This window comes from Nocardioides sp. cx-173 (genome assembly GCF_021117365.1).
GTDB lineage: Bacteria > Actinomycetota > Actinomycetes > Propionibacteriales > Nocardioidaceae > Nocardioides.
This window is the reverse complement of record NZ_CP088262.1, coordinates 603372-621348: the sequence shown is the minus strand read 5'-3', so window position 1 is coordinate 621348 and position 17977 is coordinate 603372. Positions and strand designations below refer to the sequence as shown.

The following is a 17977-nucleotide window of genomic DNA, read 5'->3' as shown; positions in this document are numbered from 1 at the left end:
TGGGTCGTCCCATCATGTCGCGTCGCGGGCCCCAGGAGAATGCCCCGCACGAGCGGCCGCCCTGGCCCGCGGGGGCTAGCCTGCTGGTGGATGCCTCCATCTCGGGAGGAGTGGACGTGAGCAGAGCCGACGAGGTCGCCACCTCCACGGCGCACGAGCCGACCCGGCCCAAGCGGCCCGGCGGCAGCCCCGTGGTGATCCTCCTGATGGTGATCGTGCTCGTACCGGCGATCCTGCTCGCCGACACCTTCGATGCCGGCCCCGCCGCCATCATCGGCGGCCTGGTGGCCCTGTTCTCCCTGATCGCCTTCATGGGCGGCCCCCTGCGCGCCGACCTGCGCACGGCTGCACTGATGGTGCCGCTGCTGCTGCTCGGGGCCGTCGTCCCGCGGCTGCTGAGCGATGTCTGGCGACCGGCCGCGATCGCGCTCGTCGTGGTGATCTGCTTCGTGGCCGCCCTGCTCCCCCGGCTGGGCTCGCGCTTCGACCATGCCGGCCTGGGGCTCGGGATGACCACGCTGTACGCCTACGCCTACGCCACCCACGGGGCGGCGGACCACCGTCAGGTGATCGCCGCCGCCGTGGCCGGCGTCGTGGTGGCGCTCGCGCTGCGGCTGCTCCTCGGGATCTCCGACCCGTCCAAGCCCACCCGCGACCAGGTCGCCGACGTCCTCGTCGCCGACGATGCGGCCGCCGCCACCACCACCGCCTTCGACACCTGGCTCAGCGACGGCCGCCAGCGCTGGTTGGCCACCGCACTCGAGGGGGCCTCGCAGTACCGCCTGGCCCTGTGCGCCGGCGAGGTCACCGCGTCTGCTCGCCCCGAGGAGGCCGCAGCCCTCCGCAGCCGGGCAGCGGACCTCGCCAAGCAGCTGCGCGACAAGCACGCCCCCGGCGCCGATGCCGACCCCGGAATCACGCGCGGCGTCTCGACGAGCCCCACCACCGGCGAGCCGCTGGACCGGGCCGCGGCGGCGCTCGACACCGTGGCCCAGGCGGTCCGCGAGCGCGACACGTCCGCCGTCGCGCTCGACCGTGGGAGCCGGCACGCGCTCCGCGACGCGGTCCTGCACCCGTCCGCTCGACTGCGCTCCATCCAGGTGCGGCACGCGCTCCGCACCGCCTTCGGGCTGCTGGTCATACTGGTACTCACTGCGAGCCTCGGTCCGGGAGACCCCCTGGTCGCCAGCGTGCTGATGACCACCTTCATGATCCTCCAGGCGAGCTGGCGCGACACCCTCGGCAAGGCGCGGGCCAAGATCATCGGCCTGGTGGTCGGGTCGGCTGCCGTCGCCGTGATCCTGCTCGTCGTGCCGGAGAGGTACCTCATGGCGATCGCCGCCGTGTCGCTCGCCCTCGGCCTCTGGTACATCACCACCCGGCCCGCGCTCGGCAACGCCTTCATGGTGGTCGTCAGCGTGGGCATCAATGCCGCCACCCGCGACCTCGACGCGGGGGACCTGCTCGTCCAGTACGTCGCCCTGACCGCCTGCGCCGTGGCGGTCGGGGTGGCCCTCGGCTTCACCGTCGTACCGGCGTTCCGGCCGGCACCGCTGCGCGAGCGGGTCGTGTCGGCGACCGAGGCGACCGAGGACGTGCTGCGCGCCGCCGCGAACGGGTCGACGTCGTCGGCCCCCGCCTTCGTCGCGCTGCAACGCGACGCCGCGCAGAAGCAGGACGAGCTGGTCCCCGACCGCGACCACCTCGACGAGCGACAGCTCGCCGAGCTCGACCGGCTCCGCTCCGGGCTGCGTGACCTCACCACGCTGGTCGACACCGACTCCCTGGACCACCCCTCGCTGTCGAGGACCGCCACGATGCTCCAGTCAGCTGACGGGGCAGCAGACGGGCCGACAGACGGGGCTGCACGGCTCCCGGCCACGAACGGCGCCTCCTCCACGCTGTGGGACCTCGTCGAGCAGACCGGCGCCGCCGAGCGCTACCTGCTGCGCACGCTGCCGTCGTCGGCCTGACGGTGGCGCGGGCGGCCGCTCGGCCGCTGCGAGGCCTTCCGAGCGGCTGTTGCACTTTGCTACGATGCGTAGACGACTGCTACATGTGGAGGTGTGTCATCGCAGGCAAGGCCGAACGGGTCACCCGCTTCGATGAGGCCCTCTTCAAGACCGCGGCGGCCGAAGGGTCGCGGCAGTCCCGCTCTGCTCGCCAGCAGCTCGAGCACTGGGCACGCCTGGGCGCTGCGCTCTCTGCCCAGGTGGAGTCGCCAGTCAACCGGGTCCGCCTGGCCCTCGAGGGCACGATCGCGCAACGGGACCTGACCCTCGACGAGGCGCGCCAGTTCGATGCCGCGATCGCCGTGCGCATCGACGACGCCGTCGCCGGCTCCGACTTCTCCGCTGTGCCCGTGCCGGACTTCGCGGCCGTCTCACCCGACCCGCACCGCGTCCTCGCCGACCTGGCCGACCTGCCCGCAAGCGCGCAGGTCGGGCAGCGTGCGCGCGACCAGCTTCGTGAAGCGCTGTCGGACCTCGCCCAGGCCCTCGATGCTGAGCAGCCGGCCAAGGCCGGTCGGTGACGCGCCTGGATCTTGTCGTCGGTCCCAACGGTGCCGGGAAGTCGACCTTCGTCGACCAGATCCTGATCCCCACGTTGCCGCACCAGGCCTTCGTCAATGCCGACGAGATCGCCAAGCGCTACTGGCCCGGTGACGAAGTCGAGAAGTCCCTGGTCGCCGCCCGGCTCGCCGAGGTCCTCCGCACTGCGTTCATAGCGATGCGAGAGCCGTTCATCGCCGAGACCGTCTTCTCCCACCCCTCGAAGCTCGACCTCGTCCGCGAGGCACTCGCTGTCGGCTACCGGGTCCATCTGCACGTGCTGATGCTTACCGAGGACCTCGCCGTCGCGCGCGTGGAGAAGCGCGCGCGCCAAGGCGGACACACGGTGCCCGAAGCGAAGATCCGCAGCCGCTACCAGCGCCTGTGGGGCAACGTCGTCGACGCGGTCCACCTCTGCGACACCGCTGACTTCTACGACAACAGCGCGCGCCGACCGATACGCGTGGCCCGCTTCAGCGGCGGCCTCGCCCACGGCGCCGGCTCGTGGCCGGCGTGGACGCCTGCGGCGCTCACCGGCGCCTGGACCTGACTGGCCGGGCACGGGGCACCGACGCGTCGAGGCCCCGGCACGCGAACGTGTCGGGGCCCCGGCGGTGTCGCTCAGCGGCCGAAGGCCTGGAACTCCGTCGCCCGGACGTTGAGGTCCTGGTCGCTGCCCGCCGAGCAGTCGGTCACGGCGCGCGGGTCCTGGTCCTGCTCACCGGCGTAGTCGGGCCCGCCGGTGCACTGGTTGGTGACGACCTGGAGCCACAGGTGGGTCGCCTTGGTGCGCCGGATGTCGAACGACCGGATGATCAGGTCCGGCGCCCGCGGCCGGGGTGCCGTGCCCGGGAACGCGTCCTTGGGGCTGACGAACACCCGGGTGAACTCGTCCTGCTCGTCGCAGTCGACCCCGCGGGCGATGGAGCACGACCACACCTCGAACTGCCGCAGTGCCGAGTAGCGGCTCTGGCTCGGCTCGGCCGGGGTCCCGTCGGGGTTGGTGCGTGCCGGCCGCAGGTGGGCGCTGACCTGCACCCGCCGTACGTCCTGGCGCTTGGTGCCGGCCAGGTCGACGACGACGTGCTGCTCCGCGACCGGGGCGCCGAGGGCCGCCCACTGGGTGCCCTCCTCGTCGTCGACGAGGTTGGCCAGGTCGGTGCCCGTGCCCTCGACCGCCGCGCCGTTGGCGGCGGACGCCAGGTTGGTGTCCATCCGCGGTGCGAGGGTCTTCGCCCGGCCGGCGGACAGCGCCGTCAGCGGGATGCGGGCGTGGCCGTGGCCCGGGGCGCGGGCCACGAACTCGTAGTTGCCGGGCACCAGCTCCACCCGGTTGGGCAGCTCCGTGGTCGGGTCGGTGTCGGCCACCGGCACGGCCCGTGCCTGGTAGCGGCCCACGTAGAGCTGGGCGCCGCGCACCAGCCGACCCCCCTCGTCGCGCGGCGCGAAGGTGACCGCCGACTCGCTTGCGTACGCCGACCGGAAGCTCGGCGTCGGGTCCGCGGCGGCGTACCCGGCGCTGGTGGCACCCTCGCCGAGGCCCCGGCGCGCGAAGGCGTTCCAGATGATGTCCTGGTTGGCGCCGTTGAAGCGGAGCAGGTCCGCGGCGAGCAGCGCGTTGCGGGCGTCGACCTGGCTGAGCTGGCTGTTGGCCAGCAGCAGGAACGAGTCGAACACCAGCTGCATCCAGCGCCGGTTGCCCGGGCACCCGTTGACCGGCGTCTGCCCGTTGGCGCACGACTTGTTGAGGGCCGCGTCCCCGGCGCCGTACCGGCCGATGAAGGCCTGCCGGATGTCGAAGTTGGTCGCGGTCCAGATCTCGCCGTCGGCGTGCACCTGCGGCCCGGTGACGTCGTAGCCGATGTCGCTGTAGTTGAGCGGGCTGCGGCTCATGTTGTAGTTGCGGATGCCGGCCACGGCGTCGCCGGTCGTGTACTGGCCGATCGTGAAGGCCTGGAGACCCGGCGCGGCGTAGCCGTGCTCGTGGAGGTACTCCATGGCCATCTGGTCGCTCCAGCTCTCGCTCATCCCCTGCGGCGAGCTGAGGCCGCCGTTGGGGCCGGCGACCATCCGGTTGCTGATCGCGTGGCCGTACTCGTGACCGATGACGCTCATGTCGTAGTCGCCGTCGACGCACGGGGCGTAGAAGGAGCCGGCGATCGGCTGCCACATGTACATGTTGGTGATGGGCGCCTGGCCGTCGGGCGGGGTGAACTGGTTGGCGTTGTCGCGCGCGGCGAAGGTGGGCGGACCGCCCGAGATCGCGCCGGCCTGGGCGTTGCCCTGCTCGTAGTCGTTGCCGAGACCACCCCTGCCGCGGTTGTCCTTCTGCATGTTCCAGGTGCTCTCGACGAATCCGAGGTGGTAGGACCAGTCGTGCATGCGGTTGTGCATGGCGAAGAGGTTCGCGCGGGCGGCGTCGAGGTCGACATTCTCGGGGGAGCCGAACGTCGCGGGGTCGCAGCCCTCCTCGTACCACTGGTTGGTCCACGGGTAGACGTACTCCCGGGTCGGCGAGGAGGTCGCCGTCTCGGTGCCGACGGTGCGCGAGTCGTTGCTGTTGCGGTTCTCGACCGCGATGGCGTTGTTGCCCAGCGTCGTGAACGTCGGCAGGTTGGTCGTCGGGTCGACGTCCCAGGGCGGCGAGGCGCTCGTGCCCACCGCCTCCTCGCAGCCGGCCACCGGCGTCCAGCACCACGTCACCCGGGTGTCGCGGGAGGAGTAGTCCACCGGCGGGTTGCTCGGGAACACCTCCCACTCGGGGTTGTCGGCGTCGTGGTCGACGAGGTCCTCGCGGACCAGCACCTCGCCGGAGCGGGCATCGACGTAGCTGGCGAAGCCGACGGCCTGGTCGTCCTCGGAGCGGAGCACCACCTGGAAGGCGGCGCGGGCCGCGGCGCCCGGCAGGGGCACGGCGACCTCGGTCGTCTCGAGCACGACGGGCTTGGCGATCCCGGCGTCGCGGGCGGCGAGCCGCTCGGCGTCGGCCGCCGTCAGGGTGGCCGGCGCCGGCGCCGCCGCGTCGCGCGCCAGCGACGAGCTGACGTAGAGCACCTTGCCGTTGCGCACGCCCACGGAGGCGATGCCGTCGACGCCGGCGGCCAGGTCGCCGAACTGCTGGCGCACGACCACCACGTTCGCGTCCTTGCCCAGCGGGCGGCTGGCGAGCACCTCGACCGACTCCGCACCCCGGGCCGTGAGACCCAGGACGTCGCGGGAGCCGACGAGGAAGTCGAGCGCGGCGGCCTTCGGGTCGGCGGGCAGCCCGGTGGCGAGGGGGGCGTCGGTGGCCATCAGCACGGCCGGCGTGCCGAGCTTGTTCCACCGGGCCGTGGCGTCGAGGTCCTCGACGGCGGAGCGCTGCTTCGCGGTCGGCGCGGCCCGGCCGTCGCGGACGTCCTTGTCGCGCGACGCGGAGCCCTCGCCTTGGAACCCGGCGCCCGCGCCGGGTGGATCGACTGAGGGTGGGCCGGCCGAGGAGGCCGACGAGCTGGACGGTGCGAGAGTCGCTGCCAGGGAGAGCGTCACGAGGGCAGCGCCGACTCCTCTAACCCGAGAACTGAGGTGCATCGGTGGGTCCCTTCCGGCGACCGTGGCCGCCGTGTCCGAGAAACGTGGGGGCACCTCGTTCTACTCCTCGCCGGACGCCGTGGGAAGAGCCCACTGGACCCGCCTCTGAGCGCCAGGAGTATTAGGGGCCGAGAAGGGCAGCAGGCACCACCGCGACGCCGTCGGCGCGACGGTAGGCGTCACGCCCGGTGGTCACGATGACGCTGTCCACAAGCTCTTCTCCGAGCCGACCTTTGAGCCAGTGCAAGTGCCGCACGTCATCGTCGTCCACGACTGCGGAGAGCTTCACCTCGACGGCCACACACTTTCGACCGCGCCCGGTCACCACGAAGTCCACCTCGTGGATTCCGCCCTGCGTTCTCAGGTGGCCGACGTTCGCCTCGGCTGCCTGTGCGTAGACACGCAGGGACTGTGCCACCAGGGACTCGAACAGCGCGCCGAGCAGGTTCCCATCCCTCGGCATTGACGGGCCCACGTCGCGCCCCTCCAAGAGGTCCTCAGCCGCGACGTCGAGCAACCGAGCGGCTAGGGCCGGGTCGGCGAGCTGATGCTTGGGGGCGGACCCCAGACGCTTGAGATGATTTCGCGAGGGGGTCCATGCCGGCACTGGGTCAACCAGCCACAGCCTCTCCAAGGTGTCGCGGTACGGTCCCGTCGTCGTCTTCGCCGGTTTGTCTCCCTCTCCGCCAGTGGCTGCGTCACGGATGGTGTCGTACGAGGCTGTCGACGAGGAAGCTGCCGCGTAGGCCGCCATCCACCGACGCAACGCGTCCGGGCGGCGGACCGGCCTGCCCAGGTCAGGGAAATCGTGGTCGACCACGCGGGCTAGGTAACTGTCCAGCTGGAGCCGTAGCGCTCGCTCACCCAGCCCGCGCAGAGCCGGAAACCCGCCGCTGAGAATCTCCACGACGTAGTCCTCGAGGGAGGTGGTGGTCGCCCCCTCGATAGCGGGTCGAGTGCCCCCCAACAGCGCGGCCAGGCTCACCGACGTGGGAAACCCACGCTCGGACAACGCCAAGGGCCGCATCCTGAGCTGCACGATGCGGGCGGCCCCGGAGTGGGTCGCCGGGGTCGCTGGAGACGCTGAGCTGGTCAGGATGAACCTTCCTGGGCTCGAGTCGGCGTCTACAGCCCGGCGCACCAGGTCCCACGAACTGGGCAGCCGTTGCCATTCGTCGATCAGCACCGGGTGGGGCCCGTCAAGCAAGCGGGACGGATCGGCTTGCATCACCTGCAATGCCCGGGGGTCATCGAGCAGGTGGACCGTGACGGCGCGCGCACGTGCGGTCTCAGTCTTGCCGACTCCCTTGGGGCCTTCGAGCGAGATCGCGGCAAGCTCGGGCAGAAGTTCGTCGAGGTCGTCGTCAATGACGCGTCGCTGATAAGCGTCCATGATGCGTACCGTCCGGGCCATACTTCGCCACGCTACCGTTCCGCAGACTTCTACGCTACTGTTTCGCAGCTCTTGCTACCATCCGCATCAGTATCGCCGCATGGCAACCAGGTCCCCGGTCCGCAAGCGCCCCTCACTGTTGCCCGCTCGTCCCGTCGCACGCGCCGTCCTGGCCGCTGGCCCAGCCTCTCCCCGCGGTGCACATCGGCCCGGTCCCCATCGCGGGGACCGGGCCGATGACGGATCATCACCTACAGGGCTTCAGCCTGCGACTGTAGGACGACAGTCGGATGTCAGGTAGGACGACAGTTCGGGTCAGGTCGGCCTACTCCCGAAAAGTCGGTCCGGAGTTCGTGGTCCTAGCCTGAAACGACCTAGTAATCCCGACCGTCGACGCCCCTCGCCGAGTTGTTGTTATGTCGATCAGTCGGTCAGCCATGCCCACCGGCCCTTCTTGGTCGGTGCGAGTAGTTCCATGGTGCGAAGTCGGGATGCTTGGGTCTTGGTGAAGTTTCGGCTCTGCTTGCCGTTACCGAATTTGGTGAACGCGGAGCGGAGTTTGGTTTTCGTTCCGTGCGCGAAGCCGCCGGAGTGGATGATGATGCGTGCGGCGAGGATGACATTGTCGTTGACTCCTGTGTCGAGCAAAGCGAGCGCCAGTCGCGACGCTGCCTTGTGCCCGATGGTCTCCCCCCTGTCCTGCTCGGTCTTGGTGGGTTCTTCGGCGAAGGTGGCGAGGAGTAGCCGGTCTGTTGCTGCGTCGCGTTCTTTGCGTTGGGCGGGGTTGAGGATCTTGGGGGCCATGTGGTCGATGGCTTCACCGAGAACCCCGGCGCTGCCGACGGCTCGGAGGTGCTCTTTGGATGCGTGGTCGGCTTCGAAGGCGATCCACATGGTGGTGCGGCGATTGGCGGCGAGAGAGGAGGCGTAGCGGGACAGTGGACCAGTCCCCATGGGAATGGTCCTGTGGACTTCTACAACGTGCTCGACTCGTGGTCGTGCTCTAAGCCATTCGCCTGCCATGACGCTTGCCATGGGTTCGCCCGCGACCGCAAGGATGGCCTTCACGGGAAGTGGACCTGCGTCGCAGCGGTTTCGAGCCGCGATGCGGAGGCGGAGCAGGACCACGGCGGGGCCGAGGGCGGTCGAGGTGAGTTTGGCGAGTTCGGCGTCGAGACTCTTGCACTGCGACGCTGGCAATTCGCCGATCCGGGCATGCCAGTCGTTGACGAGCGAATCGCCTGGCGCTCCGATCATGGCGGGCACTGTTGTGGTGACTGATGCGAGCAGCGAGGCAGAAATTGAGTTGACGATCTTTTCGTCGTCCTCGGGGCTGCCTGCAGTTCGCTGAACCATGTCGTGGAGGTTGCTCCAGCGCTGTCCGTCTAGGTCAGTGGGGTCGCCCCATGTGATGGCCGGGATCTGCTCGGCTATGACGGTGAAGACGGTGGGTTTGTGGTCGGCGTGGAGGAGATTCATGACGGGACCGCTCACGACGGTCAAGTCGTCATTAGAAGTGGGAATCAGCTGGGCGATGACTTTGGCCGCGTCTCGGGCGAACGTGGAGATGTACTTGTCTGCTTCTAGGGCGGGGTCACTTGTCAGATATGGCATCCAGTCTTCCCAGTTGGCGCGCTCGCCTAGTTCGATCTGCCACAACGCGAGACATGCGCGGTGTTGCTCGTCTAGCACCGATAGAAGGTCGTCGCGGCGCTCGTGGATTCGGGCTGTGATGACTGTGATGGACCTGTTGAGTGCGAGGAAGAGCGATGACCACAGCATGTCCCCTGGCTTGTCGTTGCGAAGGATCGCATCTGTAACCGTGTCGAAGAGTGCGAGGGCGGTCGAGGGTGGGGCGTTGTCGTATTGCTGCTCGATGGCGCTCTCGAAGGCACCGTAGGCGCGGTTGGCTTGCGTTCCGGGAAGGTTCGAAAGGGCAGTGGCGAGAGGATCGCTGGTGGCGGGGAGGAACTCGGCGATCTTGGCGTGGAGCGATTTGGCAACGTCGCCGTCGGCCCAAGCGAGGGCAGGGATGCAGGCTTGAAGCAATTTGTCGTCGCCTGAATGCGAGGGGTCCAGCAGCGCCACGAGAGCGGAGACTTGGTCGGCTGCATGATTCTGGGCGGCGGCGAGAAAGAGCGCTCCGGGAATCGTGTTGGGTCGCCATGCGGAGTTGCCGACGTGGCTGAGGACTTCGGGGGCGAGGTGCGCTGCGTCGGCGACGAGGGGGTGTGGAAGTTGCTCTACTAGGCGGCAGGCGGACTCTAGGACGTTGGCTTGACCAATGCCGCGTTGGTGAGCGACGTCTTGGATGAGGAGCCGTGCGGCGAGTGCCTTGATCTCGGGAGACTCATCCTTAAACGCTGCAAGCACGGCGTCCGGTTGGCGTTCGGCTGCGAGGTCGATCATCTCCCCGAGCGCAGGGTCGGTCAGCCCTTCGTCGTAGCCGATGACGCGCAGGTAGAAGAGGTCCGGGCGAGGGTCGTGCAGGTCGGCGACTACCGCCAACTTGCCGAGGTAGTCGTCCAGTTGGCGGGCAAGTTCACGTTGGGCGAGTTTCTCGCGAACGTCGTTGGTGGGGTCGTTGTCGTCCCTGACGATCTTCCCGGCGACCGAGGAGTCAGTGTCGGTGGCGGGGTTGAGCCGGTCGATCTGGGCCTTACGTTCGGGCGGCAGTGTGGGGTCGGCGGGGTCCTTGTCGTTGCGGATGTAAGACAACAGGTCGGGGAAGTGGATCAAGGTCGCTGCGACTGTGGGGAACTCGGTTTCGAGGACGGTGAGGAACGCGAGTTCGCGCGCGCGGCTAATCCAGTCGATGTGCCGTGACTGCGCGATACGGGCGCTGGTGGCGAAGTTGTTGAGTAGGACTTTGACGCGCCGGGGGCTGCTGATGTGGGCGGGGACGAGGATGTAGACCACGTCGTTGAAAAGCCGCCCGGTCGGGTCTGCATCTTGGAGGTCGTACCAGAGACCGTGATGCCGGTCGCTGACGAGTTGGTGTGCGAACGATGAGAGCGCGTGGCTGCGTAGGGGAGGAAGCGCGATCTGGTGCTGAAAGATTTTGTCGATGAACGCGCCGGGCGTCGAGTAGTAGGGGTCGTCGTCGCGGATGGGTTTCGCTTGCGGGACTTTGCCTAGCGCGTGTTCAAGAACGTCACGATCAGCGGCTACGACGAACACACAGTCCGGCTCGTCGAGGAACGTCTTGAGGTCGACGAGCGTTGCCACAACGTCGTCGGGTTCGCATCGGTCTAGTTCGTCGATGAAGAAGACGACACGATGAGCACCTTTCTGTTTCTTGATCCGGTCGATGAGTTTGCGGAACATTTGTGCGAACTGGTCGTCGCGCTCAATGGCCGGGCGCGTGGTCTTCACGACGGCGCTTTCAAGCGCTTTCGGGCCGAGCAGGAGGGTGGTCAGGACTGCGGCCAGGACGAGCCCGAACTCGGTGATGTGGTCCGGCACGGTATGCCAAAAGGTCCGCTCGGGGTGAACCCATTTCTGGTCGACGAAGGAGTGCACCCCGGTCCAGACGGCGGCGGCGATCAGCCCAACGGTTCCTGCGCCGACGATGGAGGTCCAGTTGTAGCGGGCCCAGCGCCCGAGGCGGATGCGGGCTTGTTCCTGGTTGAGCGTGAGGTCTCGGTCGAAGTCGCCGTGTTTGAGGTCCAGTTGGCGAGCGATGTCTTGAAGGAAGTTCCGCTTGAGTGTTTGCCCGCCGTACTTCCATGCGTCGTAGCGGACAACCTGCACGTGCTGGTCTTGCTGATGGACGCGACGTTCCATCAGGTTGTAGAACGTGGACTTGCCGGAACCCCACGGACCGAACAGCGCGATGTTGACCGGGGCAGCGGTGCTGAGGGTTAGATCCCCGACGGCCTTGGCTATGGCCGAGTGGTGAAACTCGTCGCTGTCAGCGTCTGTGACAGCCTGATCGGTAACGAGGTCTGCTGCGACAATCAGCCGCCGATAGGGCTGACCGTGATGGGTCTCAGGTTCCTGCTCGGCAGGCTGGGTCGCAGTGGTGGTCATGGGCTGGTCGTTCTACTTCTTGTCGCGGGGCGGGTTCGGGTCGTTGCCCGGCTTCACCGTGTCGGAGTCGCGGATCTTGCCGTCGCGACCGTGGATGCGGACTTCGCCGCCACCGGCGTTGTGGACGATTTCCTTCGCTCGGGTGGTTGCTTCCTTCTGCGTGTCGGCGTGGGCGCTGGCACGGGAGGCACCTGGCCTCTTGACGTCCCAGCCTCCGTCCTTGCCGGGGACGACGTGGCGTCGGTTGTCGTTACTCATGGTGGCCTCCTGGTGGCGGGTTTGTGTTGTTGTGAAGATACGTGGGAGCACCGACAGTCGTTTGAGTAATCGGCAGGCCGGAGGCGCTGTCGTACTCGTCAGGAAACGCTTGCAGGACCCCAAGGATGTGCCCTCCCCCAGCGCACCGCCTTGCCTGCAGCGCGCGCAGACGGCATGCTCGTCGACCCAGACCGCGCGCCTCCCCGGCGTGACGGGTGGGCGGTGAGAGGAGTGCCCGGTAAACAGCGCGGGAGCCTGACCCGGTTATCCGGACACGGGTGGTGTGGTGATCATGCCGCGCCGTTGGCGGCGGTGTGAAGAGCGGCAGGGGCTTGGTGGTGCTGCCAGTGGTGCTCGTAGTCGATAGGGCTGAGCATTCCGATCGCGGTGTGCCGGCGGCGGGGGTTGTACCAAGCTTCGATCCACTCGAAGATCGCCGAGCCGAGTTGCTCTGGGGTGTCCCAGGTCCGGGTGTCGGGGAGCTCGCGTTGCATGGTCGACCAGAACGACTCGATCATCGAGTTGTCCACCGACGAGGCGACTCGGCCCATGGATCCGAGCAGGCCGGCGTCGCGGAGCCGGTGTCCGAAGACCCAGGACGTGTCCTGGCTGCCACGGTCGGAATGGACGACCGTGCCGGCCTGCGGGCGGCGGCGCCAAGTCGCCATCTGCAGGGCGTCGACGACCAGTTCGGAGCGCATGTGGTCCGCGATCGACCAGCCCACGACCTGTCGGGTGACCACGTCGAGGACCGCGGCGCAGTAGACCTTCCCGCCCCGGGTGGGGTGCTCGGTGATGTCGGTGCACCACAACAGGTCCGGACCAGCGGCAACGAACTTGCGTTGCACGAGGTCCTGATGGACCGCCTCAGCCGGCCGGTTCCGCCGCTTGTGACGATGGCTGATCCCACGCCGCCCGGTCATCCGCAGCAGCCGCGCGACACGTTTCCGCCCAACCCGGACCCCCATCCCCAGACGCAGCTCGGCGTGCACCCGTGGGGCACCGTAGGAGCGCCGTGACATGGCGTGGATGTCGATGATCGTGTTCGCTAGATAGGCATCCTCGAGGTCACGGGCTGAGGGTGGCCGGTCGCGCCACTCGTAATAGCCAGAGGGTGAGACCTTCAAGACCCGGCAGGCCACCGCGACGTCGAAGCCGTCCGCGGCGAGCTCCTGGACCAGCCGGAACCCTATTTTGGGAGCACGTTCTCCTGTGCGAAGTAGGCCGAAGCGCGTTTAAGAATCTCGATCTCCATCTGCTGACGACGGTTCTCCCGGCGCAGCCGGACCAGCTCTTCGCGCTCGCTGGTCGACAGACCTTCCTTGCGGCCGGTGTCGACGTCGTCCTGGCTCATCCAACGGCGTAGACCGAACTCGCTGATCCCCAGGTCCTTCGCGACCTGAGCGACCGACACTCCTGGCTGACGAGCCAGATCGATCGCCCTGCGACGGAACTCGGGCGGGTGCGGTCCAGGCATCTCTCAGACTCCTTCCTGCAGCGATCATCGCTACAGATCAGGTGTCCGGGCTACCGGGTCAGGCTCCTGCTGACAAGTTCAACGTCAATGAGGAAGGCCCCGCAAGGAGTTCTTGCGGGGCCTTCCTCATTGGACTAGCCGTTGCTGGCCACTCAACCCGAACACGTCATGTCCGAACGTCCGTCCGAACCGCTGTCCGAACATCTGTCATATGCCGGGACATTTCACTGTCGTCCGACACAACATGACAATCAGCTGCAGCCGCTGGTGGAGCCGCAGCCCTCGCAGACGTAGCAGGAGCCGGCGGGACGCATCTTGGTGCCGCAGGTCATGCACAGCGGGGAGTCGATCGCGGTGCCGGTGAGCTTCTCGAGCAGCTCGGCGGAGGTGTGGGCCTCCTGGCCGGTGTGGATGGTCGCGGGGACCTCGCGCTGCTCGGCGCCCATGGAGTTCTTGGTCTCGACGACCTCGGCCTCGATGGTCTCGATCGCGGAGGCGCCCTCCTCGATCAGCTCCGAGGCGGAGCCGGTCTCCTCGACGGGCTCGTAGGAGCCGGTCTCGAGGTGGCGCTGGCGCTCCTCGGCGGAGTAGATGCCCATCGCCGAGCGCTCCTCGAACGACAGGTAGTCCAGGGCGAGGCGGCGCCAGACGTAGTCCATGAGGGACTGGGCCATGCGGATGTCCGGGTCGTCGGTGAGGCCGGCCGGCTCGAAGCGCAGGTTGGTGAACTTCGCGACGTAGGTCTCCAGCGGCACGCCGTACTGGAGGCCGATGGACACCGCGATCGAGAAGGCGTCCATGACGCCGGCGAGCGTGGAGCCCTGCTTGCCGAGCTTGAGGAAGACCTCGCCCAGTTGCCCGTCGTCGTGGGCGCCGGAGGTGAGGTAGCCCTCGGCGCCGCCCACGGTGAACGACGTGGTGCGCGACAGGCGCGACTTGGGCAGGCGCTTGCGGACTGGGGCGTAGACGATCTTCTCGACGACCTTGGTCTCCGCCTCGGCGACCGGCTGGTCGGCCTTCGCGTTGGCGGACTGGCCCTTGTTGTCGCCCTTGCCGCCGGAGAGCGGCTGGCCCACCTTGCAGTTGTCGCGGTAGACGGCCGTGGCCTTGAGGCCGAGCTTCCACGACTGCAGGTAGATGTCCTCGATCTCCTCGACCGTGGCGGTCTCGGGGAGGTTGACGGTCTTGGAGATGGCACCGGAGAGGAACGGCTGGCAGGCCGCCATCATCCGCACGTGGCCCATCGGCTTGAGCGCGCGGGCGCCCATGGCGGTGTCGAAGACCTCGTAGTGCTCCTGCTTGAGGCCGGGGGCGTCGATGACGTGGCCGTGCTCGGCGATGTAGGCGACGATCGCCTCGACCTGCTCGCCGACGTAGCCCATCTTGCGCAGGGCCCGCGGGATCGTCTGGTTGACGATCTGCATGGAGCCGCCGCCGACCAGCTTCTTGAACTTGACCAGCGAGAAGTCCGGCTCGATGCCGGTGGTGTCGCAGTCCATCATGAAGCCGATGGTGCCGGTGGGCGCGAGCACGGAGGCCTGCGCGTTGCGGAAGCCGTTGACCGCGCCCAGCTCCTGGACCTGGGCCCAGGCCTGCGTGGCCGCCTTGTGGACCTGGCTGTCGGCGATGCCGAGGGTGCGGATCGTGTCGTTGGCGGCCTGGTGCTTGCGCATGACCCGCTTGTGGGCCTCGGCGTTGCGGGCGTAGCCGGCGTAGGGACCGACGATTGCGGCCAGCTCGGCGGAGCGCTTGTAGGAGGTGCCGGTCATCAGCGAGGTGATGGTCGCGGCCATGGCGCGGCCACCATCGGAGTCGTAGCCCAGGCCCATGGCCATGAGCAGCGCGCCGAGGTTGGCGTAGCCGATGCCGAGCTGGCGGTAGTCGCGGGTGGTGTCGCCGATCGCCTCGGTCGGGAAGTCGGCGAAGCAGATCGAGATGTCCATCGCGGTGATGATGAACTCGACGGCCTTCGCGAACAGCGGCGCGTCGAAGGTGTCGTCGTCCTTGAGGAACTTCAGCAGGTTCAGCGAGGCCAGGTTGCACGAGGAGTTGTCGAGCGACATGTACTCCGAGCACGGGTTGGACGCGGTGATGCGCCCGGTCTCGGGGTTGGTGTGCCAGTCGTTGATCGTGTCGTCGTACTGAAGGCCGGGGTCGGCGCACTCCCACGCGGCCTTGGAGATCTTGGTGAACAGCTCGCGGGCGTCGATCATCTCGATGACCTCGCCGTTCTTGCGGCCGCGCAGCGCGAAGTCGGTGCCGTCCTCGACGGCGCGCATGAACTCGTCGCTGACGCGCACCGAGTTGTTGGCGTTCTGGTACTGGACGGAGGTGATGTCGGCGCCGCCCAGGTCCATGTCGAACCCGGCGTCGCGCAGGGCGCGGATCTTGTCCTCCTCGCGCGCCTTGGTCTCGACGAACTCCACGATGTCGGGGTGGTCGACGTCGAGGACGACCATCTTGGCCGCGCGGCGCGTGGCGCCACCGGACTTGATGGTCCCCGCGGAGGCGTCGGCACCGCGCATGAAGGAGACCGGGCCGGAGGCCGTGCCGCCGGAGGAGAGCAGCTCCTTGGAGGAGCGGATGCGCGAGAGGTTCAGGCCGGCACCGGAGCCGCCCTTGAAGATGAAGCCCTCCTCCTTGTACCAGTTGAGGATCGAGTCCATCGAGTCGTCGACCGAGAGGATGAAGCAGGCCGAGACCTGCTGCGGGGACGCCGTGCCGACGTTGAACCAGACCGGGGAGTTGAAGGAGAAGTACTGGTGCACGAGCAGCCAGGTCAGCTCGTGCTCGAAGATCTCCGCGTCGGCGTCGGTGGCGAAGTAGCCGTGCTCGAGGCCGGCCTTGGTGTAGGTCTTCACGATCCGGTCGACGAGCTGCTTGAGACTCCACTCACGCGCCTCGGAGCCCACCGCGCCGCGGAAGTACTTGGTGGTGACGATGGTGCTGGCGTTGACCGACCAGAAGTCGGGGTACTCCACCCCGCGCTGCTCGAAGACCGTGGCGCCGGTCTTCCAGTTGGTCTGGACGACGTCGCGGCGCTCCCAGGTGAGCTCGTCGTAGGGGTGGACGCCCTCGGTGCTGAAGACACGCTCCAGGGTGAGGCGCTTGCCGGTGACGGCGTCGCCCGCACCCCTGCTCGTGCCGCTGACGGTCTCGGTCATGGTTCTCCTCGTGCTTCCTGGGCTGCTGAGTGGAGGGCTGCTTCGATTGTTGCGGGGAGCGCCGACAGCCTCGACGGGCTCGACTCCTCGAGTTGGGGCGCTCGAATTGGTGCGCCCGGCAGGCCGCTTCCCCACGACCTGCCGGGCGGATCTAGGTCAGCCGCTGGGGGCTGAGTGGGCGAGCTCGGCCGGGGAGTCCGGGACGGCTCGCTCGGCCCGCAGGCTCGCGATCTCGTCCTCGAAGTCGTCGGCCGACTCGAAGGCGCGGTAGACGCTCGCAAAGCGGAGGTAGGCCACCTCGTCGAGCTCGCGCAGGGGCTGCAGGATGGCGAGCCCGACCTCGTGGGCCGGGATCTCGGCGGCACCGGACAGACGCAGGGCGTCCTCGACGGCCTGACCCAGGCGAGCCAGCGCGTCCTCGGTGACGGGACGACCCTTGCACGCCTTGCGGACGCCGGAGATCGCCTTGTCGCGGGTGAACGGCTCGGTGGCGCCGGAGCGCTTGAGCACGGTGAGCTGCATCTGCTCCACCGTCGTGAAGCGCTTGCCACAGCCCCCGCCCTCGGCGGAGCAGGTGCGCCGACGGCGGATCGAGGAGCCGTCGTCGGAGACCCGCGAGTCCAGGACCCGGGTGTCGGTGTTGCGGCAGTACGGGCAGTGCATCGGGCCCTCCTCTCGCGGCTGTGGTCTGTGGAAAACAGGTGGCTCCTTGTGGATAACAAGCGCCGGCCTGTGAGTCATCCCGGTCTGGCTGTGTGCGGAGACCCCTCGGCCTGTGCACTAGATGTGGATAACTACATCGTTGTAACTACTAGATGTTGTGGAAGCGTACGCCCCGGGCGCCGGGGCACGCAAGTGGGTCCGCGCAATTGGGGGGAGCCAACTCGCCCCGGGGATGTTCCTGCAGGTCAGAGCGGTGCCCCGCCCCGAAAAGTCCCGAGCATGGTGGGCTCACGCGCGTGTCGGCAGCTCCGCGAGGGCCGCGAGGTCTCGCCACCAGGCGATCCGGGTGGGCCGTCCGTCGTAGTCCCTTCGCTGGTTGGCGCCACTGGTGCCCGGCAGCACGAAGACCTGGGCCTCCCCGACGTACCAGTCGGCCACGCCGAGCCCTGGCCTGGCGCGGCCGAGCGCCCGGGCGGCCTCGTGCGCGACCCCCTTGGAGGTGAAGGCCAGCCACTCCGGCGCCCAGCGCTCGACCTTGTCCACGAGCTCCTCGATCTCCACCCAGCGCGGGTCCCAGTGGCCGACCAGGTCGGTGAGGCCCAAGCCCAGCTCGACGACCGTGTGGTCCTCCTCGGGGCGCAGCCGGCGCGGGGCCATGCCGCTGAGGTGCAGCGACTCCCAGAAGCTGTTGCCGGGCGAGGCGTAGTAGTGGTCGCGGGTCTTGGTGCTGGCGGCGCCGGCCAGGCCGCAGAAGACGACCACCGGGTCGGGGCCGACGATGTCGGGAAGGACCTCCATGCCGCCCGGTGCCCACTGCGGCCTCGAGACAGACGTCGGGCAGACGACGAGCACAGGACGAGCAGAGGAC

Annotated in this window: 12 protein-coding genes; 3 read left to right on the top strand and 9 right to left on the bottom strand. The window is 68.3% G+C overall.

What is annotated here, in order from left to right:
• Positions 1–116: 116 nt before the first annotated feature.
• The 3 genes from LQ940_RS02900 (at position 117) to LQ940_RS02890 (ending at position 3102) form a co-directional block, all read left to right on the top strand.
• Positions 117–1973, top strand: a complete 1857-nt coding sequence (locus LQ940_RS02900; protein ID WP_231244846.1) for an FUSC family protein — start codon at positions 117–119, stop codon at positions 1971–1973.
• 83 nt (positions 1974–2056) lie between these two features.
• Positions 2057–2533 carry a ParD-like family protein gene (locus LQ940_RS02895; RefSeq protein ID WP_231244845.1) on the top strand — a complete coding sequence of 159 codons (477 nt, stop codon included), beginning with the start codon at positions 2057–2059 and terminating at the stop codon, positions 2531–2533.
• Positions 2530–3102 (top strand): AAA family ATPase, encoded by a 573-nt coding sequence (locus tag LQ940_RS02890; protein WP_231244844.1) that lies wholly within the window; start codon positions 2530–2532, stop codon positions 3100–3102. Before LQ940_RS02895 ends, LQ940_RS02890 begins: the two co-directional genes overlap by 4 nt.
• A 71-nt stretch (positions 3103–3173) precedes the next feature.
• Here LQ940_RS02890 and LQ940_RS02885 read toward each other — a convergent pair whose 3' ends face one another.
• The 9 genes from LQ940_RS02885 to LQ940_RS02845 all read right to left on the bottom strand — a co-directional run bounded on the left by LQ940_RS02885 (position 3174) and on the right by LQ940_RS02845 (position 17907).
• Entirely contained in the window at positions 3174–6080 is a 2907-nt protein-coding gene (locus LQ940_RS02885; RefSeq protein WP_231244843.1) for a M36 family metallopeptidase, read from the bottom strand.
• Between the two features lie 163 nt (positions 6081–6243).
• Positions 6244–7515 carry an ATP-binding protein gene (locus LQ940_RS02880; protein WP_231244842.1) on the bottom strand — a complete coding sequence of 424 codons (1272 nt, stop codon included), beginning with the start codon at positions 7513–7515 and terminating at the stop codon, positions 6244–6246.
• A 423-nt stretch (positions 7516–7938) separates the two neighbouring features.
• Positions 7939–11547, bottom strand: coding sequence for a KAP family P-loop NTPase fold protein (locus LQ940_RS02875; protein WP_231244841.1), 3609 nt, complete (start codon positions 11545–11547; stop codon positions 7939–7941).
• Between the two features lie 12 nt (positions 11548–11559).
• Positions 11560–11805, bottom strand: a complete 246-nt coding sequence (locus LQ940_RS02870; protein WP_231244840.1) for a DUF2188 domain-containing protein — start codon at positions 11803–11805, stop codon at positions 11560–11562.
• A 290-nt stretch (positions 11806–12095) separates the two neighbouring features.
• Positions 12096–12947 (bottom strand): IS3 family transposase, encoded by an 852-nt coding sequence (locus tag LQ940_RS02865; protein ID WP_231244839.1) that lies wholly within the window; start codon positions 12945–12947, stop codon positions 12096–12098.
• A 47-nt stretch (positions 12948–12994) separates the two neighbouring features.
• Positions 12995–13282, bottom strand: coding sequence for a transposase (locus LQ940_RS02860; protein WP_231244838.1), 288 nt, complete (start codon positions 13280–13282; stop codon positions 12995–12997).
• 251 nt (positions 13283–13533) lie between these two features.
• Complete coding sequence (locus tag LQ940_RS02855; RefSeq protein WP_231244837.1) at positions 13534–16446, bottom strand: vitamin B12-dependent ribonucleotide reductase; 2913 nt, start codon at positions 16444–16446, stop codon at positions 13534–13536.
• A gap of 156 nt (positions 16447–16602) precedes the next feature.
• On the bottom strand, positions 16603–17109 hold the full coding sequence (nrdR, locus tag LQ940_RS02850; RefSeq protein WP_231244836.1) for a transcriptional regulator NrdR: 507 nt from the start codon (positions 17107–17109) through the stop codon (positions 16603–16605).
• 288 nt (positions 17110–17397) lie between these two features.
• Complete coding sequence (locus tag LQ940_RS02845; RefSeq protein WP_231244835.1) at positions 17398–17907, bottom strand: mismatch-specific DNA-glycosylase; 510 nt, start codon at positions 17905–17907, stop codon at positions 17398–17400.
• Positions 17908–17977: the final 70 nt, after the last annotated feature.